The 9,968-nt window shown below is 69.4% G+C and carries 10 protein-coding genes, 1 tRNA gene and 2 pseudogenes; 9 read left to right on the top strand and 4 right to left on the bottom strand.

Going from position 1 to position 9,968, the window contains the following annotated elements; translation table 11 throughout:
- The first annotated feature begins 37 nt into the window (after positions 1-37).
- Positions 38-1,885 (top strand): 2-oxoacid:acceptor oxidoreductase subunit alpha, encoded by a 1,848-nt coding sequence (locus ACGFH9_RS21430; protein WP_393221961.1) that lies wholly within the window; start codon positions 38-40, stop codon positions 1,883-1,885.
- Positions 1,878-2,945 carry a 2-oxoacid:ferredoxin oxidoreductase subunit beta gene (locus ACGFH9_RS21435; protein WP_393221963.1) on the top strand — a complete coding sequence of 356 codons (1,068 nt, stop codon included), beginning with the start codon at positions 1,878-1,880 and terminating at the stop codon, positions 2,943-2,945. Before ACGFH9_RS21430 ends, ACGFH9_RS21435 begins: the two co-directional genes overlap by 8 nt.
- A gap of 68 nt (positions 2,946-3,013) precedes the next feature.
- On the opposite strand, the gene ACGFH9_RS21440 is transcribed toward ACGFH9_RS21435, so the two are convergent.
- Positions 3,014-3,658: an FMN-dependent NADH-azoreductase gene (locus ACGFH9_RS21440; RefSeq protein ID WP_393221966.1), complete on the bottom strand. Its 645-nt coding sequence runs from the start codon at positions 3,656-3,658 to the stop codon at positions 3,014-3,016.
- Positions 3,659-3,740: 82 nt separating this feature from the next.
- Here ACGFH9_RS21440 and ACGFH9_RS21445 point away from each other — a divergent pair, with 82 nt between their 5' ends.
- A complete protein-coding gene (locus tag ACGFH9_RS21445) occupies positions 3,741-4,223 on the top strand; it encodes a MarR family winged helix-turn-helix transcriptional regulator (RefSeq protein WP_393221969.1) in 483 nt (160 codons plus the stop codon).
- 10 nt (positions 4,224-4,233) lie between these two features.
- Here the strand turns inward: ACGFH9_RS21445 and ACGFH9_RS21450 are convergent, their stop codons facing one another.
- Positions 4,234-5,247: a potassium channel family protein gene (locus ACGFH9_RS21450; RefSeq protein ID WP_355244369.1), complete on the bottom strand. Its 1,014-nt coding sequence runs from the start codon at positions 5,245-5,247 to the stop codon at positions 4,234-4,236.
- Between the two features lie 165 nt (positions 5,248-5,412).
- On the opposite strand from ACGFH9_RS21450, the gene ACGFH9_RS21455 reads away from it, so the two are divergent.
- The 5 genes and pseudogenes from ACGFH9_RS21455 to ACGFH9_RS21475 all read left to right on the top strand — a co-directional run.
- Positions 5,413-6,021 carry a helix-turn-helix domain-containing protein gene (locus ACGFH9_RS21455; protein WP_393221972.1) on the top strand — a complete coding sequence of 203 codons (609 nt, stop codon included), beginning with the start codon at positions 5,413-5,415 and terminating at the stop codon, positions 6,019-6,021.
- Between the two features lie 137 nt (positions 6,022-6,158).
- Positions 6,159-6,758, top strand: a complete 600-nt coding sequence (locus ACGFH9_RS21460) for a ClpP family protease (RefSeq protein ID WP_393221975.1) — start codon at positions 6,159-6,161, stop codon at positions 6,756-6,758.
- 55 nt (positions 6,759-6,813) lie between these two features.
- Complete coding sequence (locus tag ACGFH9_RS21465) at positions 6,814-7,581, top strand: hypothetical protein (protein ID WP_393221978.1); 768 nt, start codon at positions 6,814-6,816, stop codon at positions 7,579-7,581.
- A gap of 137 nt (positions 7,582-7,718) precedes the next feature.
- Positions 7,719-8,069 (top strand): DoxX family protein, encoded by a 351-nt coding sequence (locus tag ACGFH9_RS21470; RefSeq protein WP_393221981.1) that lies wholly within the window; start codon positions 7,719-7,721, stop codon positions 8,067-8,069.
- 88 nt (positions 8,070-8,157) lie between these two features.
- A pseudogene (locus ACGFH9_RS21475) lies at positions 8,158-8,274 on the top strand (VOC family protein); the annotation flags it as partial.
- Positions 8,275-8,416: 142 nt separating this feature from the next.
- On the opposite strand, the gene ACGFH9_RS21480 reads toward ACGFH9_RS21475, so the two are convergent.
- Positions 8,417-8,492, bottom strand: a tRNA-Arg gene (locus ACGFH9_RS21480).
- 602 nt (positions 8,493-9,094) lie between these two features.
- Between ACGFH9_RS21480 and ACGFH9_RS21485 the strand changes: the two genes are divergently transcribed.
- Positions 9,095-9,664, top strand: a complete 570-nt coding sequence (locus ACGFH9_RS21485) for a hypothetical protein (protein WP_393221983.1) — start codon at positions 9,095-9,097, stop codon at positions 9,662-9,664.
- A gap of 91 nt (positions 9,665-9,755) precedes the next feature.
- Here the strand turns inward: ACGFH9_RS21485 and ACGFH9_RS21490 are convergent.
- Positions 9,756-9,953: pseudogene (locus tag ACGFH9_RS21490) on the bottom strand (DUF296 domain-containing protein); the annotation flags it as partial.
- Positions 9,954-9,968: the final 15 nt, after the last annotated feature.

Genomic DNA, 9,968 nt, shown 5'->3' on the forward strand with positions numbered 1-9,968 from the left:
CGCTTGCGAGCCCGCAGTCGCGAACGAAGGTGGCACAGTGACCAAGCAGATCCGTCAACTCGACCGGGTGGTCATCCGGTTCGCCGGTGACTCCGGCGACGGCATGCAGTTGACCGGCGACCGGTTCACCTCCGAGACGGCGCAGCTCGGCAACGACATCTCCACGCTGCCGAACTTTCCCGCCGAGATCCGGGCCCCCGCCGGGACGCTGCCGGGTGTGTCGAGCTTCCAGGTGCACTTCGCCGACTACGACATCCTGACCCCGGGCGACGCGCCCAACGTGCTCGTGGCGATGAACCCGGCGGCCCTCAAGGCCAACCTGGCCGATCTGCCGCGCGGCGCGGACATCATCGTCAACACCGACGAGTTCACCAGGCGCAACCTGGCGAAGGTCGGCTACCAGAGCAGCCCGCTGGACGACGACTCGCTGGCCGGCTACGTGGTGCACCCGGTGGCGCTGACCTCGATGACGGTCGGCGCGTTGGCCGAGCACCAGGTGTCCAAGAAGGACGCCGAGCGGTCCAAGAACATGTTCGCCCTCGGCCTGCTCTCGTGGATGTACTCCCGGCCGTACGAGTCGACCCTGCGCTTCCTGGAGCGCAAGTTCGCGAAGCGACCGGAGCTGGTCGCCGCGAACGTCGCCGCGTTCAAGGCGGGTTGGAACTTCGGCGAGACGACCGAGGACTTCTCGGTCCGCTACGAGGTCAAGCCGGCCAAGATGCAGCCGGGCACCTACCGCAACATCACCGGCAACGCGGCGCTGTCGCTGGGGCTGGTCGCCGCCGGGGTCCGCTCCGGGCTGCCGGTCTTCCTCGGCGCGTACCCGATCACGCCGGCTTCGGACATCCTGCACGAGCTGAGCAAGCACAAGCGGTTCGGCGTGCTGACCATGCAGGCCGAGGACGAGATCGCCGCGGTGGGCGCGGCGCTGGGCGCCTCCTACGGCGGGTCGCTCGGCGTGACCACCACCAGCGGCCCGGGTGTGGCGCTCAAGAGCGAGACGATCTCCCTCGCGGTGGCGCTGGAGCTGCCCCTGGTGATCGTGGACGTGCAGCGGGCCGGCCCGTCGACCGGCATGCCGACCAAGACCGAGCAGGCCGACCTGAACATGGCGCTGTACGGCCGGCACGGCGAGGCGCCCGTCGCGGTGATCGCGCCCCGGTCACCGTCGGACTGCTTCTTCGCGGCGCTGGAGGCGGCCCGGATCGCGCTTACCTACCGCACGCCGGTGATCCTGCTGTCCGACAACTACGTCGCCAACGGTTCCGAGCCGTGGCTGCTGCCCGACGTGGAGTCGCTTCCCGACCTGCGGGTCGACTTCGCCACCGAGCCCAACGGCGACGACGGCACCACCTTCCTGCCCTATCTGCGTGATCCGGAGACCCTGGCCCGTCCGTGGGCCATCCCCGGCACCGCCGGGCTGGAGCACCGGATCGGCGGCCTGGAGAAGGCCGACAAGACCGGCGACATCTCGTACGACCCGGCGAACCACGACTTCATGGTCCGCACCCGGGCCGCCCGCATAGAGACGATCCCCGTTCCGGACATCGAGGTGGAGGACCCGGACGGCGACGCCCGGGTGCTGGTGCTGGGCTGGGGCTCGACGTACGGGCCGATCGGCGCGGCCTGCCGCGGGGTACGCCAGCGCGGCCTGTCCATCGCCCAGGCGCACCTGCGGCACCTGGCCCCGATGCCGGCGAACCTCGGCGAGGTTCTGCGCTCCTACGACAGGGTGGTCATCCCGGAGATGAACCTGGGCCAGCTCGCCCACGTCATCCGGGCCCGCTACCTGGTCGACGCGATCAGCTACAACCAGGTCCGCGGCCTGCCGTTCACGGCCGCCGAGCTGGAGACGACGCTGGAAGAGGTCCTGAAGAATGTCTGAGCCCGTCGCCCTCAAGCTCACCGCCAAGGACTTCAAGTCCGACCAGGAGGTGCGCTGGTGCCCCGGCTGCGGTGACTACGCCATCCTGGCGGCCATCCAGCAGTTCATGCCGGAGCTGAACATCCCCCGCGAGCGGACCGTGTTCGTCTCCGGGATCGGCTGCTCGTCGCGGTTCCCGTACTACATGAACACGTACGGCATGCACTCGATCCACGGTCGGGCCCCGGCGATCGCGACCGGCCTCTCGGTGTCCCGGCCGGACCTGTCGGTCTGGGTGGTCACCGGCGACGGCGACGCGCTCTCCATCGGCGGCAACCACCTGATCCACGCGCTGCGGCGCAACGTCAACCTCAAGATCCTGCTGTTCAACAACCGGATCTACGGGTTGACGAAGGGGCAGTACTCGCCCACGTCCGAGGTCGGCAAGGTCACCAAGTCGACGCCCGCCGGCTCGGCGGACGCCCCGTTCAACCCGCTCTCGCTCGCCCTCGGCGCGGAGGCCAGCTTCGTCGGCCGGACCATCGACTCCGACCGCAAGCACCTCCAGTCGGTGCTGCGGGCCGCCGCCGAGCACGAGGGCTCCGCGTTCGTGGAGATCTACCAGAACTGCAACATCTTCAACGACGGGGCGTTCGACCAGCTCAAGGACCCGTCGACCCGGGACGACTACCTGATTCGCCTGGAGCACGGCCAGCCGATCACCTTCGGCGCTGCTCGCGAGCCGAACGGCCAGCCCGGTGGCGCGGACGGGCGGTTCTGCGTGGTGCACCCGCCGGGCGCGTTCGGCCTGGAGGTTCGGGAGACCAGCTCCGTACGCCCCGAGGAGATCGTCGTGCACGACGCGACGGTGGCCGACCCGGCGTACGCGTTCGCGCTGTCCCGGCTGCCCGGCCTGGACCTGCGCAACACCCCGATCGGGGTGTTCCGTTCGGTGGACCGGCCGTCCTACGACAGCGTGGTGCAGGAGCAGTTGGCGACGGCCAAGGCCACTGTCACCGAGACTCCGGAGCAGCAGCTCGCCGGCCTGCTGGGCAGCGGCGACACCTGGACGATCGTCTGACCTGACCGATCTGAACGAAAGCGGCCGTCCCCACCCGGGGCGGCCGCTTTCGTCGTACCGGTGTCGTCTCAGCGCTGGGCCGAGGCCGGCGTCCACAGGTTGTCGATCTCCTTCTGCGCGGCCGCGAGGCTGGCCTCGTGCAGCGGGATCAGCTCGGCCATCGCCGGCACCGTGGGCGCCAGGGTCAGCTCCGCGCTGATGAAGCGCGGCTGCAGGCCGGTCATCGAGAGGCCGTGCGGGAGCCACTGCTCCGCGTGGTCCCAGCCGTGCCGCGGGGTGCCCGAGCCGTAGCCGCCACCCCGGGTGGCCACCACCACGAACTCACGACCGCTGAGCAGGCCCTCCTGGGTCGTCGGGTCGTAGCTGAGGCCGACGACGATCAGGTGGTCGACCCAGGACTTGACGCTGCTGGGGGCTCCGAAGTTGTAGAGCGGCAAACCGAGCAGGACCACGTCGGCCCGCTTCACCTCGTCGACCAGGCGCTCGCTGAGCTGCCAGGACTCGCGCTGGGCCGGGGTGTGCTGGTCCGGCGGCGTCATCCGCGCCAGCCCGCCGTCGGAGTCCAGGTGCGGCAGCGGCTCGGCACCCAGGTCGCGGTAGGTCACCGTGCCGTCGGGGTGCGCCGCACGCCAGGTGGCGGCGGCCCGGGCGGTGAGCTGTCGGCTGACCGACCAGTCGCCCCGGATACTCGAATCGATATGCAGCAGGTTCATGATTCCTCCTCCAATGATCGTCTGTGTAGCACCAACTATTTATAGCAGGCAGATGTTCCGACGCGTCGGTAGACTGGGTCACATGTCCGCCCTGCCGCTGGATCCCTCGGAGCACCGCTCAGGTGCCCTGCTGGACCACCTGGCGCGGCGGATGCGGCTACGGGCCGAGTCGGTGCTGGCGCCACTGGGGCTGCGACCGCGTCACCTGGTCGCGCTCACGGTGCTGCGCGCGGGCGGCGGCATCAGCCAGCAGGCCCTCGCGAGCACCCTGGAAATGGACAGCACCAACATCGTCGGGCTGCTCAACGACCTCGAAGCGAAGGACCTCGTCGAGCGCAGGCGGTCACCCCAGGACCGGCGACGCCACGTCGTTGAACTGACCGAAGACGGCACAAAACGCCTCAAAGAGGCAGAATGCGCTCTCGCAGGTGCCGAGGACGAGGTGTTGGGAGCGTTGGAGCCGGCCGAGCGGGAGACGCTCTACGAGTTGCTACGGCGGGCCGCCACCACGACACCGATCAGCTGCACCGAGGCACTGAGCGCCCCTGATCCGAGCGCCTGCTGACGTACGTACGTCAGACCGTGGCCGTGGACTGCGGACGGTCGTCCCGGACATGCACCAGCATGTCGCCGGTCTCGATCACCGCACCGGCCTTGTCGGCCAGGGTGACCACCTTGCCGCGCCGCACCAGGGCGATCACCAGTGAGTCCAGCTCGCGCGGTGAGCGACCCACCTCGTCCCGCTCCGCCGAGCGCATCGCCAACGCCATGCCCTGCCCCGGCGTGAGCAGATCCTCCACCACGTCGATCAGCGGCGGCGCCGAGGTCGAGAGACCGAGCAGACGGCCGGCCGTCGCCGAGGAGACGATCACGTGGTGCGCGCCGCTCTGCTTGAGCAGCGGAGCGTTCTCCGCCTCCCGCGCCGCCGCGATGATCCGGACCTGCCCGGCGGTGAGCTGCCGGACGGTCAGCGCCACCAGTACCGACGCGTCGTCGCTGTCGGTCGCGATGATCACTGCCTTGGCGTTCTTGACGTGCGCCTCGTTGAGCACCGACGACCGGGTCGCCGACCCCTCGATCGCCACCAACCCGGCCGACGTGGCCTGCCGCAGTGCGACGCTGCTGCGCTCCACCACCACGATCCGCGACCGGTCCAGACCGTTCTCCAACAGCGCGTTGACCGCGCTGCGACCCTTGGTGCCGTAGCCGCAGATGATGACGTGGTCCTTCACGACTCTCCTCCACCGCGACAGGCGACGGCCGGTCCGGTACTGCTCGGTCAGGACTTCCAGGGTGGTGCCGACCAGGATGATCAGGAAGAGCACCCGAGCCGGCGTGACGAACAGGACGTTGACCAGCCGGGCCGACTGCGCGGCCGGGGTGATGTCCCCGTAGCCGGTGGTGGAGAGCGAGACGACCGCGTAGTAGAAGCAGTCGAGCAGGGTGAGGCCGTCCTCGTTGACGTCGCGGTAGCCGTCCCGGTCCAGGTAGACCGCCGCCACCACGGCGAAGACCAGGCCCAGGGCGGCCGCGAGCCGGAGGCTCAGCGCGCTCAGTGGGCCCCGGCGCTGCGCGGGAAAATGGATCACCGTCGAACCTGCTCCGCCGCCGTCGCCTGCACGCCCACAACATAGCGGGTACGTCGCACATCGCACGTCGGGGTGGCCGGCGCGCCTGGACGGGACGACCGGCGCGGGTGACAGAGGGCATGATGGGGGTGTTGGACCGGGACGACCGCGAGAGTGAGGCCCCCCATGTCGTTGCTGCGACGAGTGATCGGCGGGGTGCTGCGCCGGCTGCGCCAGAGCCAGGGCAGAACGCTGCGCGAGGTGGCCGAGGCCGCCGGGGTCTCCGTGCCCTACCTGTCCGAGGTCGAGCGCGGGCGCAAGGAGGCCTCGTCGGAGATCCTGGCGGCGATCTGCCGGGCGCTCGGCATCCAACTCTCCGATCTGCTCGAAGCGGCGCGCGACGACCTGCGCCGGGTCGAGCGTCGGATCCCCGCCGCTCCCCGAGCCGCTCTGGCCCGGCTGGAGCGGGTGCCCTCGCCGCGCAACGAGACCGGCGCGGCGTTCCGGATCGGATTCCAGCCGGGTGGGGCGACACCACCCGTGGCCGCCGCCCCGGCCCCCGTTCAGCAGCCGGCCGGGCCGGTGCTGCGACTCGGCGGACCGATCCTGCACCTCGGCGGGCCGATCCTGCACCTCGGCGGTCCAGCCTCGCCCGTCGGGTCGACCGTCGGAGGAGCGGGGCTGCGGGTCCGGCTGATCGCCTCCGCGCCGGCCGGGCGCCCCGGTCCGCGTACCGTGAAGATGCTGGCCTGCCGCCGGGCCCGAGCGGGCCGGCGGCAGCTGACCCTGGTGTAGGCCGGCCGGGGTTCTGCCCTGGGCGGATCTGCCGCCGGCAGAATCCCTGGGCCGCGACCGCCGCCGCGCGCACCCTTGGAGATGCCGGTCCACCGGGCGGTCCCGCCGCCCGCCGGCACGGCGGAGGGTGGCGACAGATGATCGGGTACGGCGTACGGATGCTGGACGGCGGGCAGCCGACCTTCGGCGACCAGGTGTTCGAGCGGTTGCTGCGCGAGCGGATCGTCTTCCTCGGCACCGAGGTGACCGAGGAGTCGGCCAACCAGATCTGCGCGCAGATCCTGCTGCTCGCGGCCGAGGACGCCGACCGGGACATCTACCTCTACATCAACTCGCCGGGCGGCTCGGTGAGCGCCGGAATGGCGGTCTACGACACGATGCGCTACGTCCGCAACGACGTGGCCACGCTCGCGCTCGGGTTCGCCGGGTCGATGGGGCAGTTCCTGCTCTGCGCCGGCGCTGCCGGCAAGCGGTACGCGCTGCCGCACTCCCGGATCATGATGCACCAACCGTCGGGCGGGATGGGCGGCACCGCCGCGGACATCACCATCCAGGCCGAGAACATGCTGCACGTCAAGCGCACCATGCAGGAGCTGATCGCCCAGCACAGTGGACGCACGCTCGACGAGATCCAGCGCGACTGGGACCGGGACCGCTGGTTCACCGCCGAACAGGCCAGGGAGTACGGGCTCGTCGACCGGGTGCTCAGCCGCGCCGAACAACTGCCGACAGACTGACCCCCGGCGATGGCTGTCCCCCCGAGAGTGGATCTCGTTGGTTAGGGTCGCGTCTATGCGCCGACTGATCCCTGCCCTTTCGATTGCCCTCGCCGCCGCCCTCGTGGCCGGCTGCGGCACCACGTCCGGCGACAGCGGAGGGTCCGGCCCCTCCGCCGCCCCCACCACACCCAAACTCGAACCGGTCGCCGCCGTCCGACAGGCCATGGACCGCAGCCTGGCCGGCACGGTCACCATGGACGCCTCGGTCAAGGCCGGCACCCAGTCGATCACCCTGACCGGCAAGGTGGACCCCGCCGCCAAGGCGATCCACGTCACCGGCACCGCCCCGGAGCCGATCGAGGCCCGCCTCATCGGCGACGCCGCCTACATCAAGTCGGACGAGCTCGACGGCGACAAGCCCTGGATGAAGATCGACCTCAACAAGCTCCGTCCGGCCAGCTCGCTGCGCCAGTCGTTCGACCTCAAGGCACAGACCGGCATCATCGGCGGCATCGTGACCGCCCAGGAGGTGAGCCCCGGCCGCTACAGCGGCACCGCCGACCTGAACAAGGCCGCCTCGGCCGCCAGCAGCGACGGCGGCATGCGCGAGGGCCTCGAGTCCACCGCCAAGCTGGCGAAGGACCCGAAGACGATCCCCTTCGAGGCGACCGTCGACGCCGACGGCCGGCTCACCGCGCTGTCGTACACGGTGGCCACGAAGAGCGTCGGCGACCTCGTCACCGACATGAAGATGAGCGGCTTCGGCGAGAAGGTCACCGTGACCGCCCCGCCGGCCGCCGACACCGAGGCGGCCTCCGCCGAGATGTACAAGTTCCTCTGACCCCTGCCACAGCACGGTGCCCTCCGGAACGACCCGGAGGGCACCGCCTTTTACTGGCCCTTTCGGCTGGGTGTTCCGCGTGCGTAACGTTTCGCGGCGCTGCCCCGTCCCTGAGGTGACAACCACAGGGAGGGTCCATGTTCGCCACATACGTGACAGTCACCATCATCGCCTCGGTGTTCACCGCCATCGCCGCAGTCACCTACCTGATCGGCCACGACTACCCGAAGGCCCAGGCCGACATGAAGCGGGTGCCACACTCCTGGCTGCCCGTGCTGGGCACGCTGCTGGCGGCCGGATCGGTGGGACTGCTGGCCGGATTCGCCGTACCGCTGCTGGGGACACTCGCGGCAGCGGGACTGGTGTTGTACTTCGTCGGGGCGCTGATCGCACACCTGCGCGCGGGGTCACGCAAGCTCGTCGGATGGGCGGTCTTCTTCGTCACGGTGCTGGCCGCGCTGATCGTGAACGCGGCCTACCACTGGTGATCGTCGAAGCGCCTCCCGATACGACCGCGAGCCTGTTCGCCCTGCTGGGAGCCTATGAGATCCACGGGCGGCCGTTCCGGCAGATCCCTTGCTGGAGAACGGGCGTGCCCGGCTGCACATCGACGTCAATCCCACCGACCGCGACCAGGTCGCCGAGCTCGAACGCCTCCTGGCCGCCGGGGCCAGGCCGATCGGCATCGGCCAGCCTGCGGACGCCTCCTGGCATGTCCTCGCCGACCCCGAAGGCAACGAGTTCTGCCTGTTCAAGCGCCGCCTCGGCCCACTGCGAGGTCCTCGCGCAAACGATCGACGCAGCCGGCGACGAGATCGGGCGAGCCATCAACAACTGGTGCCCCCGGCAGGATTCGAACCTGCGACACACGGTTTAGGAAACCGATGCTCTATCCCCTGAGCTACGGGGGCGCGAGGGCACAGTCTAGCGACCTGGGGTTCACCTGGGGTGGCAGGGAGTGGCGCACGTTCACCCACGTTCCCTGGATCGCCGTTGTTCCAGCCCAGGACCACACGCGGAGCACACGAACCCCGGTTTGCGACCGGCGGTCGGCCGGGGTGACCCGCGTTGACACCGGTTCGCCCGGGTTGGCATCCGCTGGAGAGCACACACCGCGCACATCATCGAAGGTCATGATGGGCTTCCCCGGGCCCAAGACCCGCTGGCCCGTACACCGGGCACCGGACGGCGGTGACCGACGCGCTGTCAGCCCTCGACCTCACCCACGCCGACGGCGAGGCCCGCCGAGCACGTCGGCGGACGCTTGGTTCATGGGCTTGCTGGCGTCCGACCTGTGAAGACGATGCCCCACCCTGATGCCTACGGCGACGGCCCCACCAGGTGTCCGCCCACGGCCGAGTTATGCGGGCTTGGCCCCCGCTGCTTCACGACTGCCTCACGCGGACGGTGGGCGGCCACCAGAAGCCGATCCGACGCTCCTGCTTGATGAAGTGAAGGGTAGAACTTACTATCTACTTACAGTAAGTTACTGTAAGCGAACGAAGGAGTGTGGATGAAGGTAGGTGGCCGGGACTTCGACCTCACGAAGCAGGAGGTGGAGGCCCGCATGATGGGTGAGGATCCTGAACTGATCCAGAAGCACATGGTCGAGGTCAACGGGCAGATGTTCCCGCCCAAGCAGGTCCTCGGGCACGTGACTGGATGGGACCGCACAACGTTCACAACCATGGAGGCGCAACGCGTACTGACCCGGATCGGGTTCGTGTGTACGGAGGCGCGCGCAGGGCGGATCCCGAAAGCAGGCCGATTCATCATGGACGCCGTCCGCGACTCAGTTCAAGAGACGATGAACGACCACGGTGACGCACATTTCGAGCGCGGGTTCAGTGCGGCCGTCGGCATCGCGCTGCGGCAAATCCAGAAGAGGCTCGATGACTTGAGGGAGCAGATGAAGGGCAGAGGCCTCAGCCAGGCTGAGCAAGCGTTCTATGCCCATCTTGACGAACTCAAGTCCGAGATTGAAGCCGATTGCGACCGCTACTGGCGAGGTAGCGGCGTGGACTGGCGTCCACTCAAGCCCGTGGCCAAGGCTGTCATCCGGCGCACCGACGAGACGAGGTAATAGGTCGGAGGTGCCAGACTCGCGAGCGATAAGCCCCGCCGGGAACGACCGTACGTGGCATCCCGTGCCTGCGAACGCAGCACCCCTAACAGACCGGGGCCTGGGGGTCGTCCAGACGCTGGCAGGTGCCGACGATCTCGACCGTGCTGAACCCGGCGATGAAGACGGGGATGTAGCCGTGCCGGATGCCGTTGGCGCGGCAGGCGTCAGCGAGGGCGGTGAAGAAGTCCTCGCCATGATCGAAGGTGACGCCGATCATCCGTCCGGGCGTGAGGTCATGGCTGCGCATACTGAGGCACTTCCG

Source organism: Micromonospora sp. NPDC049102, assembly GCF_043197485.1.
Taxonomy (GTDB): Bacteria; Actinomycetota; Actinomycetes; order Mycobacteriales; family Micromonosporaceae; genus Micromonospora.

Excerpts from the sequence above, each read along its gene's own strand:
- ACGFH9_RS21435 (WP_393221963.1), top strand. The coding sequence starts at position 1,878 with ATGTCTGAGCCCGTCGCCCTCAAGCTCACCGCCAAGGACTTCAAGTCC.
- ACGFH9_RS21440 (WP_393221966.1), bottom strand. The coding sequence starts at position 3,658 with ATGAACCTGCTGCATATCGATTCGAGTATCCGGGGCGACTGGTCGGTC.
- ACGFH9_RS21445 (WP_393221969.1), top strand. The coding sequence starts at position 3,741 with ATGTCCGCCCTGCCGCTGGATCCCTCGGAGCACCGCTCAGGTGCCCTG.
- ACGFH9_RS21455 (WP_393221972.1), top strand. The coding sequence starts at position 5,413 with ATGTCGTTGCTGCGACGAGTGATCGGCGGGGTGCTGCGCCGGCTGCGC.
- ACGFH9_RS21460 (WP_393221975.1), top strand. The coding sequence starts at position 6,159 with ATGATCGGGTACGGCGTACGGATGCTGGACGGCGGGCAGCCGACCTTC.
- ACGFH9_RS21465 (WP_393221978.1), top strand. The coding sequence starts at position 6,814 with ATGCGCCGACTGATCCCTGCCCTTTCGATTGCCCTCGCCGCCGCCCTC.
- ACGFH9_RS21470 (WP_393221981.1), top strand. The coding sequence starts at position 7,719 with ATGTTCGCCACATACGTGACAGTCACCATCATCGCCTCGGTGTTCACC.
- ACGFH9_RS21485 (WP_393221983.1), top strand. The coding sequence starts at position 9,095 with ATGAAGGTAGGTGGCCGGGACTTCGACCTCACGAAGCAGGAGGTGGAG.